This is a genomic window from Comamonas testosteroni ATCC 11996 (assembly GCF_000241525.1).
Classification (GTDB): domain Bacteria; phylum Pseudomonadota; class Gammaproteobacteria; order Burkholderiales; family Burkholderiaceae_C; genus Comamonas; species Comamonas testosteroni.
Genome location: NZ_AHIL01000038.1, coordinates 205,480 through 225,257, shown reverse-complemented (window position 1 = coordinate 225,257; position 19,778 = coordinate 205,480). Strand labels below are relative to the sequence as shown.

The 19,778-nt window shown below is 64.6% G+C and carries 18 protein-coding genes and 1 pseudogene; 8 read left to right on the top strand and 11 right to left on the bottom strand.

What is annotated here, in order from left to right; genetic code table 11:
- The first annotated feature begins 111 nt into the window (after window positions 1-111).
- The 8 genes and pseudogenes from CTATCC11996_RS17275 (at window position 112) to CTATCC11996_RS17240 (ending at window position 9,446) form a co-directional block, all read left to right on the top strand.
- The gene (locus CTATCC11996_RS17275) at window positions 112-1,299 is read left to right on the top strand and encodes a substrate-binding domain-containing protein (RefSeq protein ID WP_003078497.1); all 1,188 of its coding nucleotides are present in this window, start codon (window positions 112-114) and stop codon (window positions 1,297-1,299) included.
- Between the two features lie 139 nt (window positions 1,300-1,438).
- Complete coding sequence (locus CTATCC11996_RS17270; protein ID WP_003078493.1) at window positions 1,439-2,206, top strand: ABC transporter ATP-binding protein; 768 nt, start codon at window positions 1,439-1,441, stop codon at window positions 2,204-2,206.
- Window positions 2,203-2,937 carry an ABC transporter ATP-binding protein gene (locus CTATCC11996_RS17265; protein WP_003078489.1) on the top strand — a complete coding sequence of 245 codons (735 nt, stop codon included), beginning with the start codon at window positions 2,203-2,205 and terminating at the stop codon, window positions 2,935-2,937. The genes CTATCC11996_RS17270 and CTATCC11996_RS17265 overlap by 4 nt, the downstream gene beginning before the upstream one ends.
- Window positions 2,938-3,031: 94 nt before the next feature.
- On the top strand, window positions 3,032-4,015 hold the full coding sequence (locus tag CTATCC11996_RS17260; RefSeq protein WP_003078486.1) for a branched-chain amino acid ABC transporter permease: 984 nt from the start codon (window positions 3,032-3,034) through the stop codon (window positions 4,013-4,015).
- 123 nt (window positions 4,016-4,138) lie between these two features.
- Window positions 4,139-5,209 (top strand): branched-chain amino acid ABC transporter permease, encoded by a 1,071-nt coding sequence (locus tag CTATCC11996_RS17255; protein WP_003078484.1) that lies wholly within the window; start codon window positions 4,139-4,141, stop codon window positions 5,207-5,209.
- A 57-nt stretch (window positions 5,210-5,266) separates the two neighbouring features.
- Window positions 5,267-7,404, top strand: a pseudogene (locus tag CTATCC11996_RS17250) (D-(-)-3-hydroxybutyrate oligomer hydrolase).
- Window positions 7,405-7,496: 92 nt separating this feature from the next.
- Window positions 7,497-8,411: an alpha/beta fold hydrolase gene (locus CTATCC11996_RS17245; RefSeq protein WP_003078481.1), complete on the top strand. Its 915-nt coding sequence runs from the start codon at window positions 7,497-7,499 to the stop codon at window positions 8,409-8,411.
- Between the two features lie 84 nt (window positions 8,412-8,495).
- The gene (locus CTATCC11996_RS17240) at window positions 8,496-9,446 is read left to right on the top strand and encodes a VTT domain-containing protein (RefSeq protein WP_003078478.1); all 951 of its coding nucleotides are present in this window, start codon (window positions 8,496-8,498) and stop codon (window positions 9,444-9,446) included.
- 64 nt (window positions 9,447-9,510) lie between these two features.
- Here CTATCC11996_RS17240 and CTATCC11996_RS25910 read toward each other — a convergent pair whose 3' ends face one another.
- From CTATCC11996_RS25910 to CTATCC11996_RS17190, 11 genes are all read right to left on the bottom strand, one after another.
- On the bottom strand, window positions 9,511-9,684 hold the full coding sequence (locus tag CTATCC11996_RS25910; RefSeq protein ID WP_003078476.1) for a hypothetical protein: 174 nt from the start codon (window positions 9,682-9,684) through the stop codon (window positions 9,511-9,513).
- A 13-nt stretch (window positions 9,685-9,697) separates the two neighbouring features.
- Window positions 9,698-10,795 carry a YeeE/YedE thiosulfate transporter family protein gene (locus CTATCC11996_RS17235; RefSeq protein ID WP_034349504.1) on the bottom strand — a complete coding sequence of 366 codons (1,098 nt, stop codon included), beginning with the start codon at window positions 10,793-10,795 and terminating at the stop codon, window positions 9,698-9,700.
- Between the two features lie 156 nt (window positions 10,796-10,951).
- The gene (locus tag CTATCC11996_RS17230; RefSeq protein ID WP_003078472.1) at window positions 10,952-11,908 is read right to left on the bottom strand and encodes a sulfurtransferase; all 957 of its coding nucleotides are present in this window, start codon (window positions 11,906-11,908) and stop codon (window positions 10,952-10,954) included.
- 214 nt (window positions 11,909-12,122) lie between these two features.
- Window positions 12,123-12,659 (bottom strand): (2Fe-2S)-binding protein, encoded by a 537-nt coding sequence (locus tag CTATCC11996_RS17225; protein WP_003078470.1) that lies wholly within the window; start codon window positions 12,657-12,659, stop codon window positions 12,123-12,125.
- Window positions 12,656-14,938 carry a xanthine dehydrogenase family protein molybdopterin-binding subunit gene (locus CTATCC11996_RS17220; RefSeq protein WP_034349522.1) on the bottom strand — a complete coding sequence of 761 codons (2,283 nt, stop codon included), beginning with the start codon at window positions 14,936-14,938 and terminating at the stop codon, window positions 12,656-12,658. Before CTATCC11996_RS17220 ends, CTATCC11996_RS17225 begins: the two co-directional genes overlap by 4 nt.
- A 5-nt stretch (window positions 14,939-14,943) precedes the next feature.
- Window positions 14,944-15,741, bottom strand: a complete 798-nt coding sequence (locus tag CTATCC11996_RS17215; RefSeq protein ID WP_003078467.1) for an FAD binding domain-containing protein — start codon at window positions 15,739-15,741, stop codon at window positions 14,944-14,946.
- Between the two features lie 24 nt (window positions 15,742-15,765).
- On the bottom strand, window positions 15,766-16,278 hold the full coding sequence (locus CTATCC11996_RS17210) for a nucleoside deaminase (RefSeq protein ID WP_003078465.1): 513 nt from the start codon (window positions 16,276-16,278) through the stop codon (window positions 15,766-15,768).
- Between the two features lie 20 nt (window positions 16,279-16,298).
- Complete coding sequence (locus CTATCC11996_RS17205; RefSeq protein ID WP_003078464.1) at window positions 16,299-17,060, bottom strand: ABC transporter permease; 762 nt, start codon at window positions 17,058-17,060, stop codon at window positions 16,299-16,301.
- 29 nt (window positions 17,061-17,089) lie between these two features.
- Window positions 17,090-17,869: an ABC transporter ATP-binding protein gene (locus CTATCC11996_RS17200; RefSeq protein ID WP_003078463.1), complete on the bottom strand. Its 780-nt coding sequence runs from the start codon at window positions 17,867-17,869 to the stop codon at window positions 17,090-17,092.
- Window positions 17,870-17,931: 62 nt separating this feature from the next.
- Entirely contained in the window at window positions 17,932-18,930 is a 999-nt protein-coding gene (locus CTATCC11996_RS17195; protein WP_003078462.1) for an ABC transporter substrate-binding protein, read from the bottom strand.
- Between the two features lie 41 nt (window positions 18,931-18,971).
- Complete coding sequence (locus CTATCC11996_RS17190) at window positions 18,972-19,772, bottom strand: alpha/beta fold hydrolase (RefSeq protein ID WP_003078461.1); 801 nt, start codon at window positions 19,770-19,772, stop codon at window positions 18,972-18,974.
- Window positions 19,773-19,778 lie beyond the last annotated feature (6 nt).

Here is a 19,778-nt window from a genome sequence, read left to right as displayed (position 1 = left end):
GCGCGGACCATAACAGGACTCAGAGGGAAACCAGACTGGCACGAAGACTGCTAACTGCACACCATACAAAGACAAGCGGACACACCGCATCCATCCTCAAGGAGACAACACATGCACAAGCGCAGCCTGCTGCAGGCGGCCGTTCTGGCGGCCATGGTGGCTCATGTTCCCGGCGCCCTGGCGCAATCTGAAATCCGCATTGCTCATGTCTACAGCAAGACTGGGCCGTTGGAGGCCTATGGCAAGCAGACGCAGGCCGGGCTGCTGATGGGGCTTGAATACGCCACAGGCGGCAGCATGACGGTGGCAGGCAAGAAGCTGGTGGTGATCGAGAAAGACGACCAGGGCAAGCCCGACCTGGGCAAGAGCCTGCTGGCCGCTGCCTATTCGGACGACAAGGCCGATCTGGCTGTCGGCCCCAGCGCGTCGGGCGTGGCGCTGGCCATGCTGCCCGTGGCCGAGGAGTACAAGAAGATCCTGATCGTCGAGCCCGCCGTGGCCGACTCCATTACCGGCGACAAGTGGAACAAGTACATCTTCCGTACCGGCCGCAACTCCAGCCAGGACGCGATCAGTAATGCCGTGGCCATCGACAGGGCTGGCGTGACCATTGCGACACTGGCCCAGGACAATGCCTTCGGCCGCGACGGCGTCAAGGCCTTCAAGGAGGCGGTCAAGAAGGGCAAGCTGGTGCACGAGGAGTATCTGCCTGCAGCCACCACCGATTTCACGGCCGGGGCCCAGCGCCTGATTGACAGGCTCAAGGATGTTCCGGGCAAGAAGGTGATCTGGATTGTCTGGGCCGGTGCCGGCAATCCCTTCAAGATCGCCGACATGGACCTCAAGCGCTACGGCATCGAGATTGCCACGGGCGGCAACATCCTGCCGGCCATGGCTGCCTACAAGAATCTGCCGGGCATGGAAGGCGCCACCTACTACTACTTCGGCATTCCCAAGAATCCGGTGAACGAAGCCCTGGTCTCCATGAGCTACAAGCAGTTCAAGGCTCCGCCCGACTTCTTCACGGCGGGCGGTTTCTCAGCCGCCATGGCCGTTGTCACGGCACTCAAGAAAACTGGCGGCGACACCAAGACCAACACCTTGATCAAGGCCCTGGAAGGCATGAGCTTCGATACACCCAAGGGCGTCATGACCTTCCGCAAGGAAGATCACCAGGCCATGCAGAGCATGTACCACTTCAGGATCAAGAACGATCCGGCCATGGCCTGGGGCGTGCCCGAGCTGGTGCGCGAGATCAAGCCTGAGGAAATGAACGTTCCCGTGCGCAACGGGCGATGACTGAGGGGCCCGCAATGCAGCGGGTGCCAATTCCAATTTTGATAGCTGATGGCGCTTGTCCACCAAGCGCTGGAGCCTGCTTTGGCCTGAAATTCTTGCGACTGCCTGCCGCCATGCCCGGAATCTCTCCTTTTCATCCATGCTGACCACAGACAAGCTCACCATCCGCTTTGGCGGCCATGTGGCCGTGAACGCTGTCACCTGCTCGTTCGAGCCGGGCACGCTCACGGCCATCGTGGGCCCCAATGGGGCCGGGAAGACCACTTATTTCAATCTGATCTCGGGCCAGCTCAAAGCCAGTTCCGGCACGGTCACGCTGGGGGGGCGTGATCTGAGCGGCCTGCCCGCATCGGCGCGCACGCGCGCCGGGCTGGGCCGGGCCTTTCAGCTCACGAATCTCTTTCCGAATCTCAGCGTGCAGGAGAACGTGCGCCTGGCAGTGCAGGCCAGTATGAGCGGGGCGCATCGGCGCGGCTTGAACCTCTGGAGCATCTGGAGCGATCACCGGGCGGTCACGCAGCGCGCCCGGCAGATCCTGGAGCGGGTCTCCATGTCCGAGCGAGCCGACACCCTGGTCGCCAGCCTGCCGCATGGCGACCAGCGCAAGCTGGAGGTGGCGCTGCTGATGGCGCTGGAGCCTCAGGTCTATATGTTTGACGAGCCCACGGCGGGCATGAGCCATGACGAGGCACCAGTGATTCTGGACCTGATACGCGAACTCAAGAAGGATCGCAGCAAGATCATCCTGCTGGTGGAGCACAAGATGGATGTGGTGCGCGAACTCGCCGACCGCATCATCGTGCTGACCAATGGACAGTTGGTCGCCGACGGCAAGCCGGCCGAGGTCATTGCATCGCCCGTGGTGCAGCAGGCCTATCTCGGCAATGCCGTGAAGGAGGACGCATGAACCAGGCATCCGCCCCCTTGCTGCAATTGTCCGGCGTCCATACCCATATAGGCGCCTATCACATACTGCATGGCGTGGACCTGATCGTGCCGCAGGGCGAGGTCACCATGCTGCTGGGCCGCAACGGCGCCGGCAAGACCACCACGCTGCGCACCATCATGGGCCTGTGGCAGGCCAGCCAGGGCCGCATCCGGTTTGCGCAAAAGGACATTGCCCAGCTGTCCACGCCGGCCATTGCACGCCTGAATATTGCCTATGTGCCCGAGAACATGGGCATCTTTGCCGATCTCACGGTCAAGGAAAACCTGCTGCTGGCAGCACGCGCCGCCGCCCATGCGGGCCAGATGGATGCTGCCCGGCTGGACTGGATTTACCAGCTGTTCCCGGCCGTGCAGAAGTTCTGGAATGCGCCCGCTGGCAAGCTCAGCGGCGGGCAGAAGCAGATGGTGGCCGTGGCGCGCGCCATTGTCGAGCCGCGCGATCTGCTGATCGTCGACGAGCCCAGCAAGGGCCTGGCTCCCGCCATCATCAACAACATGATCGAGGCCTTCGCCCAGCTCAAGGCCAGCGGCGTGAGCATCTTGCTGGTGGAGCAGAACATCGACTTCGCCAAACGCCTGGGCGACGGCGTGGCCGTGATGGACAACGGCCGAGTCATCCACGCGGGCCGCATGGCCGATCTGGCGGCCGACGCGCAGCTGCAGCAGTCGCTGCTGGGGCTGTCCTTATGAAGGGAGTCGCATCGGACATGCCATCCGTCTTTATGTCTCAATCGCAAGCCGCCATGGATCTGGCCGTGTTGGCGGGCAATCGGAAGGAGCCTGCATGAGCTTCAAGGATATGGATTACAAGCCGCTGTTGCTGGTGCCGCTGCTGGCGCTGGTGACGCTGCCGCTGGTGGGCTCGCCCAGCACCTGGCTGACGCTGACGGTGGCAGGACTGGCCATGGGCATGATCGTCTTCATCATCGCTTCGGGCCTGACGCTGGTGTTCGGCCTGATGGATGTGCTGAACTTCGGGCACGGCGTGTTTATCGCGCTCGGCGCCTTTGTGGCCACCAGCGTGCTCGGCGTCATGGGTGACTGGACCGGCTCGGACCAGCTCTGGCGCAATCTGGCGGCCGTCTTTGCGGCCATGCTGGTGGCGATGCTGGTGGCCGGCGCCGTGGGTCTGGCGTTCGAGCGCTTCATCGTGCGCCCGGTCTATGGCCAGCACCTCAAGCAGATTCTCATCACCATGGGCGGCATGATCATCGGCGAGGAGCTGATCAAGGTCATCTGGGGCCCGCAGCAGATACCGCTGCCACTGCCCGACGCCATGAAGGGCGCCTGGCTGCTGGGCGATGCGGCCGTGGAGAAGTACCGCGTGTTTGCCGTGCTGGTGGGCGCGCTGGTGTTCGCGGGGCTGGCCTGGACGCTCGCGCGCACCAAGCTGGGCCTGCTGATTCGCGCCGGCGTGCAGGATCGCGAGATGGTCGAGGCGCTTGGCTACCGGGTGCGCAGCCTGTTCATAGGCGTGTTTGTGGCCGGCTCGGCCCTGGCCGGGCTGGGCGGTGTGATGTGGGGGCTGTACCAGCAGAACGTGATTCCGCAGATGGGCGCCCAGGTCAATGTGCTGATCTTCATCGTCATCATCATCGGCGGGTTGGGCAGTACCGGCGGCGCTCTCATCGGAGCACTGCTGGTGGGGCTGATGGCCAACTACACGGGCTTTCTCGTGCCCAAGGTGGCGCTGTTTTCCAATATCGCTCTGATGGTCGCGATCCTGCTCTGGCGGCCCCAGGGTGTCTATCCGGTGGCGAACCGATGAGATGCTCCCTGAGTCGCTTCGCGCCTGCCCCCTCGCTGTGGGTAGGCCCTTGCTTGGTGGCCGCTGGCCGGGTGCATGCCCAGTTCGAGCAATTCGCCGCCAAAGAGATGAAAGGTTAATGGGATGTTGAACCGTTTGCTCTCGGGCGATCTGCCGCGCAGTCGCGTGCTGGCCGTGATGCTGCTGGCCATTCTCATCGGCCTTGCCGTGGCGCCGTTTGCCTTTCCCGGTGTCAAGGCGCTCAATGTGGCAGCAAAGGTGCTGATCTTTGTGGTGCTGGTGGCCAGCTTTGACCTGCTTCTGGGCTATACCGGCATCGTCAGCTTTGCCCACACCATGTTCTTCGGCATAGGCGCCTATGGCGTGGCCATTGCCTCTGGCAAGCTGGGCCCGGGCTGGGGGGCGCTGGCCCTGGGGCTGGGTGCGGCGCTGCTGGTGTCGCTCGTTCTGTCCCTGGCCATCGGCCTGTTCTCCCTGCGTGTGCGCGCCATCTTCTTTGCCATGATCACGCTGGCGGTGGCGGCTGCATTCCAGACCCTGGCGTCGCAGCTATCCGACTGGACGGGAGGCGAGGATGGCCTGACCTTCAAGATGCCCGAATGGCTGTCGCCCAGCTTCGAGCCGTTCGAGAACGAGATCTTCGGCATCCTCATCGACGGCAGGATCATCAGCTACTACCTGCTGTTTGCCGTGGCCGTGGTTCTGGTACTGATGCTGCTGCGCATTGTCAATTCGCCGTTCGGCCGCGTGCTGCAGGCGATTCGCGAGAACGAATTCCGCGCCGAGGCCATTGGCTACCGCGTGGTGGTCTATCGCACCACCTCCAGCGTGCTGTCGGCCTTGTTCGCCTGCGTGGCCGGTGCCATGCTGGCGGTCTGGCTGCGCTACAACGGGCCGGACACCACGCTGTCCTTCGAGATCATGATGGACTGCCTGCTCATCGTCGTCATCGGCGGCATGGGCACGATTTATGGCGCGGTGATCGGCTCCGTCATCTTTCTGATCGCACAAAGCTATCTGCAGGATTTGCTGCGGCTGGGCAGCGAAGCCTCCGTCAGCCTGTCATGGCTGTCCGCGCTGCTGTCGCCCGACCGCTGGCTGCTGTGGCTGGGTCTGCTGTTCGTGCTGTCGGTCTACTACTTCCCTACCGGCGTGGTGGGGCGGCTGCGCGCAGCTGCGGCGCGCAAACCCTGACATCTTTTACTGGCACCCCTTCTCTGACTGCTTTCACTACGACAGGAGACAAAGCCCATGCAGAAGACCTATGCGATTGCCTTGCCGCCAGCAGCCCTTGTGGTGCTGGCGGCTGCCGTGCTGACCGCCTGCGGGGGAGGCGATGGAGGCGAGCTCAATGCCAAACCCGGCTACCTGGGCGCGGTGCGGCAACAGAGCTATGACGGCAGCAGCGATGACTTGCTGACCGCGGGCATGGGCAAGAGCGGCCTGGCCTCGGCCACGGCGCCTGGCGTCGCGATTGCGCTCCAGCCCACGGCGGCTGAGCTGCGCCGCCTGGCCATTTACACCAACTACCGCGCCATGCTGGACATGACAGCCGCGGGTGGCTACGGCACGCTCTACGGCCCCAATGTGGATGCGCAGGGCCGAGTGACGGCCGGCGAAGGCAGGATTGCCGGCACCGAGTACATAGCGTTTTCGGACGACGGCTCGGGCCGCAAGAACGTCACGCTCATGGTGCAGGTGCCGGCCAGCTTTGACCCAAGGAAGGCCTGCATCATCACCGCCACGGCTTCGGGCTCGCGCGGCGTGTACGGCGCCATCACCACAGGCGAATGGGGGCTCAAGCGCGGCTGCGCAGTGGCTTATTCCGACAAGGGCACGGGCGCCGCTCCGCACGACCTCATGAACGACACCGTGGCGCTGATCGACGGCACGCGCAGCACGGCTGCCGCAGCGGGCAAGCAGGCTGCATTCAATGCGGGACTCACGGCTGGCGAACTGGCCGCCTTCAACACTGCCACGCCCAACCGCTTTGCCTTCAAGCATGCGCACTCGGGCCAGAACCCAGAGAAGGACTGGGGCCGTACCACGCTGCAGGCCGTGGAGTTCGCCTACTACGTGCTCAACGAGCGCTATGGGGACCGCAACATTCTGGGCGAACGTCTGCGTACGCTCAAGCAGAGCAACACCATCGTCATTGCATCAAGCATCTCCAACGGCGGCGGCGCGGCGATTGCCGCCGCCGAGCAGGACTCGCAGGGGCTGATCAACGGCGTGGCCGTGTCCGAGCCAGCGGTTGAATTGCCCCTCAACCCCGGCGTAACCGTGCAGCGCGGTGGCACGGCACTGCCTGTGGTGGGCAAGACGCTGGTGGACTTCACGAGCTATGCCAACCTCTATCAATCCTGCGCCTCGCTGGCGGCGTCGGTCAGCGGCTCGCCCTATGCGGCAGCGTTTGCCGCAGGCTTTGCCAGCACAGCTCTGCCGATTACCCCAACCGCTGTGCGGCACTCAGGACTGCCGGTTTGCTGAACACCACGACCACGGCTGCCCAGGCCGAAGAAGCTTTGCAGAGGCTGCGCGACTATGGGTGGGAGCCGGAGTCCAGCGAGCTGCATGCCTCGCTGGCCGCCTTTGAGGTGGCGCCCGCCGTGTCGGTCACCTTTGCCAACTCGCTCTCGCGCGCCAGCGTGAGGGACAACCTCTGCGGCTACAGTTATGCCGGAGCGACGGCTGCGGGCGCAGTGACGCCGCTGGCCCCCGGGGCGCTGGCCAGCATGTTCTCCACGGGCAACGGCGTGCCGCCATCGAGCGGCGTGCAGCTCATCAACAACAAGGGCAAGTTCGGTGCCGCGCGCGATTTCCTCTCCGTCTCGGTGAACTCGGGCGTGGCCGACTGGAACACGCCGGGTGCGCTGTGCCTGCGCAATCTCGTCACAGGCAACGATGGCTCCGCCAGGGCGCTACAGGCCGGTATCGACGAGACAAGACGCAACGGCAATCTGCAGGGCAAGCCGGCCATCATCGTCCATGGCCGTGCGGATGCGCTGCTGCCCGTGAACCACACGACGCGGCCCTATGTGGCGCTCAACCGGAGGGTGGAAGGCGCTGCCAGCAAGCTCAGCTATGTGGAGGTCACAAATGCCCAGCACTTCGACAGCTTCATCGGCCTGCCCGCCGTGCTGCCGGGTTACGACACGCGTTACATCCCGCTGCATGTCTATCTGAACCGCGCGCTCGATGCCATGTATGACCACCTTGCCAACGGCAAGGCGCTGCCTCCCAGCCAGGTGGTGCGCACCGTGCCGCGTGGTGGCAACCCGGGTCAGGCACCGGCCATACAGCCAGCCAATCTGCCGCTGATTGCCGGTACTCCGGCAGCGGCAGACAGGATTGAGGTCAGCGCTGGAGCCATTCGCGTGCCGGACTGATACACACGACCGGCCGGGGGCTACGGCTGCCGGCCTACTATCGAAGTTGATAGCTGATAGCGCTCATCAGATATGCGCTAGAGGCCTTTTTGATGCTGAAACCTGACATGTCCAATAACTGCGCTTCTGCGGCCATCGTGCCGGCATCCCGCTATGCGAACTGCGCTGGCTACGAGATTCACTACCTTGACTGGCTGCCGCAAGGTCCGACCAAGGCTACGGTGATCGCCTGGCATGGTCTGGCACGCACGGGCCGCGACATGGATGCACTGGCGCAGTTTCTTGCGACGCAAGGCTACCGCGTCATCTGCCCGGATACGCTGGGCCGCGGCCTGAGCCAGTGGAGCCGCAACCCGCGCGAGGAATATCGGCTGCGCTTCTATGCCCGTCTGGCACGCGAGCTCATGGATGCGCTGGCTCTGCAGCAGGTGCACTGGGTGGGCACCAGCATGGGCGGTGCGATAGGCACGGTCTGCGCATCCGGCCTGTTCGAGCCGGATCTCAGGCACCGCATTCTCACACTCACGCTCAACGACAATGCTCCCGAGCTGGCCGAGGCTGCGCTGGCCCGCATCAAGAGCTACGCCGGCCGCCCGCCGGTGTTCGACACCGTCGCCGAGCTGGAAGGCTTTTTCCGCGCAGCCTACAAGCCCTATGGCTGGCTCAGCGATTTCGAGTGGCGCAAGCTGACCGAGACCAGCACGCGTCGTTGCGATGACGGCCGCGTCACGCCGCATTACGACCCGCGCATGATCGAGCAGTTCACCGAGCATGACAACGACTATCTTCTCTGGGATCACTATGACGCGCTGCAACTGCCCGTGCTGCTGCTGCGCGGCGAGGACTCCGATCTGGTGCTCAGGCCCGTGGCCGAGCAAATGCAGCAGCGCGGCCCCGGTGCCCGGGACCTGCTGACCTGGCTGGAAGTGCCGGACTGCGGCCATGCCCCGGCGCTCAATGTGAGCGCACATTTCGAGGTCGTTCTGTCCCATCTGCAGCGGGCCTGAAGCGCAACAACCTCGCAGCCCCGGGGATGTTCACGTCTCGCTAGCATCGGTGGCTAAGCCCGGTCGGGGTAAGGAGCGTGGGTCATGGGTTTTGTCGTCGATCTGATTCGGGAATACGGCTTCGGCATTGTCTTTCTCAATGTGCTGGTGGAGCAGCTGGGCGCCCCTATCCCGGCCTATCCGGTGCTGGTGGTGACCGGAGCGCTGGAGGGCGGCAGCCTGGCACGCCTGGGCTGGCTGACCGTGATTGCGGTGGCCGCAGCGCTGATAGCCGATGTGCTCTGGTACCACGCAGGCAGAGCCTATGGGCACCGGGTGCTGGGACGTATCTGCCGCATTTCGCTCTCGCCCGATGCCTGCATCCGTCAGACAGAGTCCGTCTATGGTCGCTGGGGAGCCAGGTCTTTGCTGGTGGCCAAGTTTGTGCCGGGCTTTGCCTCCATCGCCAGCGCGCTTGCAGGCGTGGTGGGCACGCCGCTGCGCACCTTTGTGCTGTTCGATGCGCTGGGGGCCCTGATCTGGGTGGGCTCGGCGGTGTTTCTGGGCTCGCTGTTCAGCTCCACGGTACAGGATCTGCTCGATGTGCTGACGGCCCTGGGCAAATGGGGGCTGTTGCTGCTGTGTGTCGCGTTCTCAGTTTTCGTGGCGCGCAAGTGGTGGCAGAGGCAGCGCGTGGTGCGTTCGCTGAAGATGCCGCGCATGTCGGTCGAGGAACTGGCGGGGCTCAACGCCCAGGGCATCACGCCGACGGTGATCGATGTGCGTGAACCCCTGCTCTTCGGTCAGAGTCATATTCCCGGTGCCAGCTCCTGGCTGGCGCATCAGGGCAAGGGCCGGGCGGCCTACGAGCACTTGCTGCCGCGTGAGCGGCATGAGCATGGCCTGGTCGTGTATTGCGACTGCCCCGACGAGATCTCCGCCGCGCGCGTGGCCAGGCAATTGCAGCGTGCGGGATTTCACAATGTCCGGCCATTGTCCGGTGGCCTGACGGCCTGGGAGGCGGCCGGCTTCGAGCTGGAAAAGCCCGAGGCCTGAGCAGGCCCCAAAGAAAAACGCCCTGACCATTCCTTGGGCAGGGCGTCGGGTGGGGTCGAAGCGCTTATTTGCCGGCAGGCATGGAGCAATGTCCGCCCTGTGCGGCCTGGCCGGAGCCGGCGGCGATCAGCGGCGCTTCAAAGCGCAGGTCGATGGCCGGCGATGTATGAAAGTCCCAGGCCAGAAAGATGAGCAGCAGAGCCCAGAATACGGTGCGCAAGGTGCTTGGTGAGGTCATGGTTGTTCCTTGCTCAGAAGCCGAAATGGCGGCGGATGCGCAGGCCGAAGATGGTGCCTGCAAATGCCAGTGGGACCCAGATCCAGCCGTGGATGGAGCCGGTGGAGATGCCCGAGAGCATGGCGCCCACATTGCAGCCGAAAGCCAGGCGCGAGCTGTAGCCGAGCACCAGTCCCGCCACCAGGGCCACGATCCATTGTGTGCCTGTCAGTGCCTTGGCTGCCGCGGGTTTGCCGGCGGCAATCCACAATGCACCGCCCAGAATCCCGATATTGGTGATGCTGGTCACGTCCAGCAGCACGGTCTCATGCAGGCGCGCCGCATTGCCGGGCTGGCTCCAGAACCAGTTGCTGGCCAGATCGACGGCGCCAGTGGCATTGGCGATCTTGGCGGCCCACAGACCAAAGCCGTAGACCACGCCCCAGGGCTGGCCCGCAATGATCAGGTTGAGCGTAGCCAGGATGGCCAGCAGCACGGCCCCCACCAGCCATTTACGCACCAGCAGCGGCTTGGCCGGGCGGTTCAGGGCGGCATTGGCCTTTTTCACATACAGGGCCACGCCTGCCGCGATCACGGCCAGCGCGACCAGCGTGGCGATCAGCGCTGGAGCCCAGCCCCATTGCGTGACCAGGCCCACGGGTGCCGTATTGCCCAAGTCCAGCCACCAGCCCAGGTGCAGGCTGCCCAGAAAGCTGCCGATCGCAAACAGGGGCAGTATGGCGGTGTTCATGGGGATGCCCATGCCCGCCTTATAGAGGGTGCCGCTGCCGCAGCCGTCGGCGATCTGCATGCACAGGCCGAAGACAAAGGCACCGACCAGCAGGCTGATGCTGGGTGGGCCGAGAGCTGCCGTCAGCTCCGGGAAATGGCCCAGCAAAGGCATGGCCAGTGCCGCCGCCAGCGCCAGCAGCAGCAACTGGCCAAAGATGCCGCTGCCGTCCTTTTCCTCGACCAGCATGCGCCAGCCCGTGGTGAAGCCAAAGCGCTTGCCGGCCAGCACAGCGCCCAGGCCTATGCCCACGGCAAACAGCGCCGCCTGACGCACAGAGACCGACCACAGCAGCCAGCCAAAGAAAACGGCCAGCAAGACCGTTATGGGAAGTCGTTTCATGTGTTTTTATGGAATTGATGGGTAAGGACTGCGACGCACTTTCCGCAAAGGGGATGCACCCAGATCAGAGGCAACGAGCAAAGGCCGCCCTGCAGCGAAGTTGTCGTCCCCTTGGGGGCGCCCGGCTAGGGGAAGGCGCGAAGCGACTCAGGGGAGTCATTTAAAAGTTTTTTCCCACCATTTTTGGGCGTCATAGGCCAACGACTGGGCGCGGCCCGGCTGGTTGGCCATGCGCGGCGCGTCCTTGGACTGCGTCCAGTCCACCATGGAGCCCGCATACAGCTTCACATTGGGCAGACCTGCCATTTCGGAGAGGCCGAACCAGTCGGTGGCCGCCCAGTGACCGGTGTTGCAGAAGGCCACCATGTCCTGGCCTTGCGGGCGCTGGACCTTGGCAGCGATTTCCCTGGCCTTGGCTGCATCCACGAACCGTGACGTACCGGGCACAAACCACTGGTTGAAATCCAGTTGCTGGGCGCCGGGCAAGGTGCCCGAGAGCTTGGCGGCGGGTGCGCGGGTCTTGCCCAGATAGAAGGCGTCGGGGCGCGAGTCCACCAGGGCCGCATTGGAGAGGTCGATATGCTTGCCCACGTCCTGCTGGGTGGCCAGCCAGTTGACGTCAAAAGTCGGGGTGTAGCTGCTGGGCGCAATCTGCACCTGGGTCTTGCCCAGGGGCTTGCCTGCGCTTTCCCAGGCCTTCATGCCGCCGTTGACGATGGACAGCTCCTTGAGGCCCAGGCTTTTGAGCGTCCAGTACACACGCGCTGCGGCACCGAAGTCCGTGGCATCGGCACCGCTGGAGATCACGATGGCATGCGTGGCTGGCGTCAGGCCCAGGGACTGGACCAGCGCCACCAGCTTGGCCTGGTCGGGCAGCTCGCCAGGATTGGTGGCCGGGCCGCGCCATTTGCCGTAGGGGGCATTGGCAGCCTGTGCGATATGGCCGGCCTCGAAGGCTTTGGGGTCGCGGATATCGATGAGGCGGACATCGGCCTGCTGCAGCAGTGGCTGCAGCTGTTCGGGGTTGAGCAGGGGCTGGGCCGCGAGCGCCCAACTGGTGGCGCCCAGGCTCAAGCCCAGACCCAGTGCATAGCTTGTCAGAGAGTGTTTCATGGCAGGAGTCGGCAAAGCCGATTCGTCAGGGGCATGGCTATGCCCAGGGCCTCTATTGTCCGGCCTTGCCGCGACAGGGCCAACCAAGAAAAACTTGTCTGCTTATTGCCTGGGGTCATGAGCCTGCGAACAAACAGAGCGGTTTCTGATAGATGTAGTGAAAGTGGCTGAGTCGGTTTGTGAGTAAGCGATTGCAGCTATCAATATTGAAAAATCATGCGCTTTGCCCGGACGGAAACAGCTCCTGCACTGCCCGCCGGATACCGCCATAGCCCGTACAGCGGCAAAGGTTTCCGCACATCTGGGCCTCGGCCTCGGCGGCCGTGGGGCGGGGCTGCTGCTGGTGCAGCCAGCTCATGCTCATGACCATGCCGGAGGTGCAATAGCCGCATTGCACGCCGCCGCAGCGCGCCAGCGCGTCGCGCACAGGTTCGCTGGCGCTGTCCTGTGCCACGGACTCGATGGTACGCACGGTCTGGCCCTGGATCTGATAGGCCATCAGCAGGCATGCGTTCACGGGCTCCGCATTGAGCCAGACCATGCAGGCGCCGCAGCGTCCCACTTCGCAGCCGGGTTTGGCCCCGGTGAGGTGCCAGTGCTCGCGCAGCAAGGTCAGCAGCCGGGTATCGGGGCTGCAGCTGGCGCTGACCGGCTGGCCGTTCAGATTCAGCTGCAGCACAAAAATAGAGGCCTCCTTTGCACTGGCTGCGGCTGGCTTGCCGCCGGGCTCCGGGATGTGGGTCGTTGTCATGGTGTGGAGGACTCCGCGCCCGCTTCCAGCAGCGCGATCACGCGCTCCGGGGTCATGGGCAGTTGCGTGATGGGGTGCTGCAGTGCGGCAGCCAGGGCATTGGCCACTGCGGGCAGGGCCAGGTTGACGCTGATCTCGCCGGCTCCGCGCGGGCCTATGGGATCGCCCTCGGGAAGGTTCTCGATCGTCAGCACCTGCATTTCAGGGGCATCGGCCAGCGTAGGGATCAGATAGCCGTCGAGATTGCGTGCCTGGTAGTGACCGTCCAGGCAAGTCAGCTCCTCCTGCGTGCCCATGGCCAGGCCCATGAGGGCGCCGCCTTCCATCTGGCCCAGATAGCCCTGGGCCGATGCCACGGGGCCCAGCGCCGTGCACATCACCAGTCGCTGCACCTGGACCATGCCGCTCCAGGTGTCGACGCGTACCTGGGCAATGGCGGCGCAGGCTCCGAAGACGAAGTGGGTGTCATGCGCGTTACCCTCCGGGTCCTCGGCACGCAGGTCTATGGAGATACAGGGCGCTTGTTCGCCCAATGCCCTTGCCAGATCGGCGTAGCTCAGGCGCAGGCCCGCAGCGCTTTCCAGGCCCCATGCGCCGCAGCGCAGAGGGATATCGGGCAGCAGTCTTGCAGCTGCCAGGAGCAAGGCTTGCTGCCAGGGCCGGGCCGCCTCGTGCAAGGCGCGCCATACCAGCGTGGTGGCGCGCGAGGCGGCCACCGGGCCCGAGTCGGGCGTCAGCCGGGTATCGCCCAGCACCGGCCGGATCGCGTCGGCGGCGCAGCCCAGATGCCGCGAGCCCAGGCTCTGTATGGTTCCGACCAGGTTCTGTCCCAGCTCGGTAAAGCCGCAGCGCAGCTCGATCGCACCATCGGCGGACAGGGCCAGCTCCATACGGCAGTCACTGGGGCCACCCTTGCCAAAGCCGTCGCTGCGATGGATCAGCGTGAAGCCCACGCCGTGCAGATGGCGGCCGTCCGCGCTGGCCCAGCGATGCGGCCCACGCCACAGCGCTTGCTGGCGGGCGACATCGAGTGCGCGCTGGGGGCCGTCAAACGGCACGACATGCTGGCCGAGCGGGCCGGGTGCTTCGGGAGCGGCGAGATTGAGGGCGCGAAACGCGTCAGCTGTCATGCCGACCAGCGCAGCCAGTCTGTCCATCTGCTGCTCAAGTGCAAATTGCACCTGCACGGCGCCGAAGCCGCGAAACGCACCGGCGATGCCGTTGTTCGTATAGGCAAGCCTGGCGCTGAGGTCCAGTGCCTGATACCGGTAGGGGCCGGGGGCATGCTCGAGCGCGGCATCCAGCACCTCGGGGCCATGCGTGGCATAGGCCCCGGTGTCTGCCACTATCTGCACCTGGTGGTAGGTAAGCCGCCCCTGTGCATCGCAGCCGGTCTGCATGTCGATCTGCATGGGATGTCGCTTGACACCCAGATCCACGGACTGCGGACGTGTCAGGTGCAAGCGCACGGGGCGTTGCGCCCTCCAGGCCAGCAGGGCCGCGATGGGTTGAATGGTCAGCTCGTCCTTGCCGCCGTAGGAGCCGCCCACGGGCGTCCCTACGGCATGAACCTTGTCGTGCGGCAGGCCCAGCATGTCGGAGATGACCTGCTTTTCCCGCGCGGGGTTGTGGCCGCCGAAAAACAGGCGCAGGCCGCCCGCGCCATCGGGCTCGGCCACACCGCCTTCGGTCTCTAGAAAGGCATGCATCTGGCGTGGCGTGACATAGCTGTCCTGCACCCGGTGCACTGTGCTTGCCCGGGCCGCAGACATATCGCCCTGGCGGTGGCTGGCGGCATGCAGCAGATTGCCGCCCTGGTGGACCGGCTGGTCGGAGGCTGCCGTTCCGTCAAGGGCGGCGACCGGGTCGCAGACCGGGGGCAGGGGTTCGTATTCGACGCGGATCAGCGCCAGAGCCTGCCGCGCCGTCTCCATGTCCACGGCCGCAACGGCGGCGACCGGGTCGCCCACATGGCGCACCTTGTCGATGCAGAGCACGGGACGGTCCACATTGCGCAAGCCATAGTGCTTGATGCCGGGGATGTCGGCATGGGTGACCACGGCATGGACGCCTGGCAGGTCCTGGGCGGCACTGGTATCGATGTGCAGAATGCGTGCATGGGGATGAGGGCTGCCGAGAATCGCGCCGCGCAGCTGACCCGGCTGAATGCGGTCACTCAGAAAGCCCGGGTTGCCGCCGAGCTTGGCCCAGGCATCGGGCCGGACCGGCAAAGCCTCCTGGCCCAGCTCGCGGATGTGATGAGGAGTGAGAAATTCCATGGCGTTCAGGCCAGCAGCCCGCAATGTCCGGCAATCAGGCGGCTGGCAATCCGGGCCAGATCGGGAGGCAGGCTTTGCTCGCAGGTGGTACGTATATCGTCGAGGGAGGGGCGGATCTGCAGCTCCTGCGCATAGCTCAGCAGCTTTTCCGTGGCTTGCAGGCGGTGCACGCCTATGCCCGGGGCCGCCGCTGCAATGCGGTCCAGGTTCAGGCGCTTTTGTGCATCGCTCCAGCGCAAGGCCATGCGCAGGCGTGCGGGGGAGAATGCCGCGCGATAGCCGACCTTCTCGAACACCAGTGGCCGGGGCTCCGTCACATCGCTGCGCGGCAGCAGGAACGACAGCATCAGCGGCCGGTCCATGAGCTTGAGCGTCTGCGCCAGCGACTGCAGGTTGCCGTCCGTCAACTCGACCTGCGCATCCATGGCCAGCAATACCGGGCAGCAGTCGCCTTCGCCCCAGCCTATATTGCCGCCCAGGGTTCCCAGGCGGCGTATTCCCATGGCCCCTAGCTGAGCCAGGGCCTGGACGAGCACGGGCGCGTGCTGCTGCACCCAGGGGTGACGGCGGACGGCCTCCAGCCGCATGCCTGCACCGATGTGCAGATATTGCGGGCCGAGGCTGATCTGCTGCATCTCGGGCCAGTGCATCACATTGATGAAATGCGTGGCCGATGGCGCCAGACGAGGCTCTGCCCATGACTGCTGCAGCAGCGTGCCCCCGGCGATGAAGCAGGCGGCATTGCCGAGCTTGCGGGCCAGGGCCTGCGCGGCCTGGGGTGACGAGGGATGGGTGAGCAGCATGGCAGCCTCCTGCTGGCGTGGTTCTCAGCGCTGCGCCCAGAAGGCTTGCTGCTGGGCGGCGATCTCGGCCTCCATCTCGGGCACGGGGCCGATCAGCTCCACGGCCTTCTGGCAATGGTCGAAGACATAGCGCGACGAGACGCTCATGGTCGGGTTCTCGCCATGGCTGCCAGTGCATTTCAGCAGGCGGTGCTCGGTCATGCCGAACACGATGCGACCGATATTGGCCCAGTAGGCCGTACCGGCGCACATGCAGCAGGGCTCTACATTGGTGTAGAGCGTGCAGCCCCACAGAAACTCGGCCGTGTAATTGGTGGCCGCCATGCGCGCCAGGGTCGATTCCGCGTGGTTGACGGTGTCGATATTGCACTGCTCCATGAGCACGGTCTCCTGGTCGGGGCCCACCAGCACGGCGCCGAAGGGGTGGTGGCCCATTTGCGTGGCGCGCTGGGCCACGGTCTGCGCGCGACGCAGATTGCGCTGGATTTGTTCCGCAGAGGGCGTCAGGCCCTGAGGGGGGAAGTTTTGGTCTGTCATGGTGGCGGTCCTTGTGTTGATCAGGCTGGAGTGCTCTGGCTCCAGGGAAAGAGGCGCTTGTGCAACTGCTGCACGCCACCATAGAGCAGCAGGCTGCACAGCACCAGCAGTGCCAGTGCGGCAAAGGCCACGGGTACCTTGAAGGAGGAGGTGGCAAACAGAATCAGATAGCCCAGGCCTTTTTCCGCAGCCACGAACTCGGCGACCACGGCGCCCACAATGGCCAGCGTGATGGAGACCTTGAGGGCCGAAAACACATAGGGCACGGCAAACGGCATGCGAATCTGCCAGTACTGGCGGCTGGTGGTGGCGCGCAGCGAGCGCGACAGCTCCACCAGCTCTGCGGGCACCGAGGCCAGGCCCAGGGCCGTGGAAACCACCAGCGGGAAAAAGGCAATCAGCGTGGTGATGACCACGCGGGGCAGCAGGCCTGCACCCAGAGTGACGACGATGATGGGTGCGACGGCCACGATGGGGGTGGACTGGATCACCACCAGCCAGGGCATGATGATTTTCGAGAGCAGCTGCGATCGCGTGATGGCGATGGCCAGAGGAATGGCCAGTGCGATCGCCAGCGCATAGCCTATGAGCGCGACCTGCAGGGTGGCCGTGACATGCTCCAGCCAGCGCTGCAGCCCCATCTCGGCAGCAGAGCGCCAGATCAGGCTGGGAGCGGGAAAAATGTACTCCGGGATATGCGCCAGGCGGCAGGCGCACTCCCAGAACAGCAGGACGGCGAGGAATACCAGCAGCGAAGCATGGCGTTGTAGGAGGGCAGACATAGGGGGCTCTTGGGGCTGCGGGAAGATCTTCAGGCGTGTGCGGGGTGTTTGCTGAAGACCTGGAGACGAATCTCGTTGGCCATTTCGGTGAACACGGGATCGGCCAGGGTGGCCATGCTGCGCGGGCGTGCCAGCGGCACATCGATGATGTCGGCCACACGGCCCGGGCGGGCGCTCATGACCACGATGCGGTCGGACAGCAGCAAGGCCTCCTGGATGGAGTGGGTCACAAAGACCACGGTCTTGGGGCGCTCGTTCCAGATGCGCAGCAGCTCCAGGCTCATTTCGTCGCGTGTGAGTGCATCCAGCGCCGAAAAGGGCTCGTCCATCAGCAGGATGTCCGGGTCATGCAGCAAGGAGCGTGCAATCGCGACGCGCTGCTGCATGCCGCCCGAGAGTTCGTGGGGCCGCTTGTGGCCGAAGTCCCTGAGACCGATCATCTCCAGCAGCTGCTGGGCGCGGGCCTCCTCCTTCATTTCCACATGGCCGTATTTGTGGCGCATGGGGAAGGTGATGTTGTCCAGCACCGAGAGCCAGGGCAGCAGCGTCGGCTTTTGGAACACCATGCCGATCTCGTCGCGTGGTTCGGTCACGGGCAGATCGAAGATGCGTACCTCGCCGCTGCTGGGGCGGATCAGGCCCGCAATCAGGCGCAATATGGTGGACTTGCCGCAGCCCGATGGGCCGATCAGGGAGACGAATTCGTGGCGGCGCAGATGCAGGTCCACGCCTTGCAGGGCCGTGACAGGGCTGCCATCGCTGGAGACAAAGGTCTGGGTGACCGCGTTCAGATCGATTACGTATTGCATGGCAGGCGATCAAGGAAAGAACAAGGGCGTGAGGGCGGCGCTGCGCCGCCCTCGCATGGGGTTTACTGGCTCAGAAAGCGGCGATCCACCAGCGTTTCCGGGTCGACCTTCTTGAGGTCGTAACTCATGGACTGGGCCACCCAGCCCCAGGTGGCAGCCAGCAGCCGGGGCTCGAATTTGCCAAGGCCGTCGCGCTGGCTGATCTCGTTCCTGAGCAGCGGGATGGAGGCTTCAAATTCGGCCTTGACCACGGCAGTGTCGGCTTCGGGCACCAGGGCCTTCAGCGACTCGGCCGCCTTTTGCGGGTTCTGGATGGAGAACTCCAGCGACTTGCCCAGTGCCCGCACGTAGCGCTTGAGCACTTCGGGACGTTCTTTGATGGTCTTGTCGCTGGCCATGACGGACCAGCCATAGCCGTCCAGACCGAACTGCGTCCAGGGCAGGACCGATAGTTCCCAGCTGGCCTGTTTGAGCACGGCGCCGAAGGCTGGAGCCACGGTCACCCAGTTGATGGTCGCGTCCACGCGGCCCTGGGCCAGCATGGGAGCCAGCGTGGCCGGGTCCGACTTGATGACCTTGATCTTGCTGGCGTCCACGCCGTTCTTCTGCAGCACGATGGGCCACAGGGCATTCGATGAGGAGAAGGTGGGCATGGCCACCGTCTTGCCTTCCATGTCCTTCAGGTTCCTGATCTTGCTGTCGGCGCGCGTGAACAGTGCATCGGGCTGTTTGGAATACAGCGACATCACGGCCTTGACGGGAATCCTGCCTTCGGCTGCGGCCATCATCAGCGCCGAGATGCCGCCAAAACCCACATCGGCGGAGCCAGAGGCCACCTTGGTCACGGCATCGGCCGAGCCCCGGCCGGGAACGATCTTCACGTCCAGGCCTTCGTCCTTGAAAAAGCCCTGCTGCACGCCGGCATAGACAAAGGACTTGTCGCCGCCGGGCAGCCAGTCGAGCTGTACCGTGAGCTTGTCGGCTGCCTGGGCCACTGCGCCACAGGCGACGAGCATGGCGAAAAGGGCGGAGCGTTTGAAGTAGGTCGTGGGGCGCGTCATGAATAACTCCTGAAGAATGCGAGTTTTTGGGTAATTACTTGCTATACATTGATGAGCGGCATGCGCAAGCTCATAAACGGCTTCGATTGAATTTCATCTAGAACTGGCAGCAAGGCATCGCTCAGGGCCTCGGGGCAGGCCAGTTGGGGCACATGGCCGCAATCGAGGCTGATGCGTCTGGCGCCCGGCGTGAGCTGCTGCATGCGCTGCTGCAGCGGCAGCGTCACGGAGCGGTCCTGACGACATTCCACATAGATACGTGGCACCCGGCCAAAACACTCGGCGCTGAGCCGGTTCACCATGGCCCGGCCCGATTCGGGCTGGACGCAGAGACGGCTGGCCGCCTTGAGTGCTGCGGTCGGAGGGCAGTCATGCAGGAACAAGGCCATGGCGGCTTCCAGCGGCACGCTGCTGGCATTGCGCTGCTCGTTCCAGGCCAGATGCGGGCCTATGCCCTGGTAGTCAAAGCCCGGATCGGCAGCGCGGCATTGCGCAATCACATCGCCATAGCTCATGCCGCTGGGCAGCATCATTCCGGCCAGATAGACCAGGGCGCTGACCCGCTCGGGGGCGGCCTGGGCGACCTGAGACGCCGTCATGCCGCCACCGCTGTGACCGACCACCACGGCAGGGCCGTCCAGCGACTCCAGCACGCGCAGCACATGGGCGGTGTAGCCGTCGAGATTGGCGCAGCTGTCGTCTTCGGCGGCGGCATCGTTGCCCGGCAGATTGACGGCAAGCACCTTCCAGCCTCGGGCCTGCAGCAGCGGCGTCCAGGCCGCAAAAGACCAGCTGCCTTGCCAGGCCCCGTGGATCAGCACCATATTGCGCGAGCTTGTCATCGTGGC

Excerpts from the sequence above, each read along its gene's own strand:
- CTATCC11996_RS17235 (WP_034349504.1), bottom strand. The coding sequence starts at position 10,795 with ATGAAACGACTTCCCATAACGGTCTTGCTGGCCGTTTTCTTTGGCTGG.
- CTATCC11996_RS17240 (WP_003078478.1), top strand. The coding sequence starts at position 8,496 with ATGGGTTTTGTCGTCGATCTGATTCGGGAATACGGCTTCGGCATTGTC.
- CTATCC11996_RS17255 (WP_003078484.1), top strand. The coding sequence starts at position 4,139 with ATGTTGAACCGTTTGCTCTCGGGCGATCTGCCGCGCAGTCGCGTGCTG.
- CTATCC11996_RS17210 (WP_003078465.1), bottom strand. The coding sequence starts at position 16,278 with ATGACAGACCAAAACTTCCCCCCTCAGGGCCTGACGCCCTCTGCGGAA.
- CTATCC11996_RS17200 (WP_003078463.1), bottom strand. The coding sequence starts at position 17,869 with ATGCAATACGTAATCGATCTGAACGCGGTCACCCAGACCTTTGTCTCC.
- CTATCC11996_RS17205 (WP_003078464.1), bottom strand. The coding sequence starts at position 17,060 with ATGTCTGCCCTCCTACAACGCCATGCTTCGCTGCTGGTATTCCTCGCC.
- CTATCC11996_RS17265 (WP_003078489.1), top strand. The coding sequence starts at position 2,203 with ATGAACCAGGCATCCGCCCCCTTGCTGCAATTGTCCGGCGTCCATACC.
- CTATCC11996_RS17270 (WP_003078493.1), top strand. The coding sequence starts at position 1,439 with ATGCTGACCACAGACAAGCTCACCATCCGCTTTGGCGGCCATGTGGCC.
- CTATCC11996_RS17275 (WP_003078497.1), top strand. The coding sequence starts at position 112 with ATGCACAAGCGCAGCCTGCTGCAGGCGGCCGTTCTGGCGGCCATGGTG.
- CTATCC11996_RS17220 (WP_034349522.1), bottom strand. The coding sequence starts at position 14,938 with ATGGAATTTCTCACTCCTCATCACATCCGCGAGCTGGGCCAGGAGGCT.
- CTATCC11996_RS17190 (WP_003078461.1), bottom strand. The coding sequence starts at position 19,772 with ATGACAAGCTCGCGCAATATGGTGCTGATCCACGGGGCCTGGCAAGGC.
- CTATCC11996_RS25910 (WP_003078476.1), bottom strand. The coding sequence starts at position 9,684 with ATGACCTCACCAAGCACCTTGCGCACCGTATTCTGGGCTCTGCTGCTC.
- CTATCC11996_RS17230 (WP_003078472.1), bottom strand. The coding sequence starts at position 11,908 with ATGAAACACTCTCTGACAAGCTATGCACTGGGTCTGGGCTTGAGCCTG.
- CTATCC11996_RS17225 (WP_003078470.1), bottom strand. The coding sequence starts at position 12,659 with ATGACAACGACCCACATCCCGGAGCCCGGCGGCAAGCCAGCCGCAGCC.
- CTATCC11996_RS17260 (WP_003078486.1), top strand. The coding sequence starts at position 3,032 with ATGAGCTTCAAGGATATGGATTACAAGCCGCTGTTGCTGGTGCCGCTG.
- CTATCC11996_RS17195 (WP_003078462.1), bottom strand. The coding sequence starts at position 18,930 with ATGACGCGCCCCACGACCTACTTCAAACGCTCCGCCCTTTTCGCCATG.
- CTATCC11996_RS17245 (WP_003078481.1), top strand. The coding sequence starts at position 7,497 with ATGCTGAAACCTGACATGTCCAATAACTGCGCTTCTGCGGCCATCGTG.
- CTATCC11996_RS17215 (WP_003078467.1), bottom strand. The coding sequence starts at position 15,741 with ATGCTGCTCACCCATCCCTCGTCACCCCAGGCCGCGCAGGCCCTGGCC.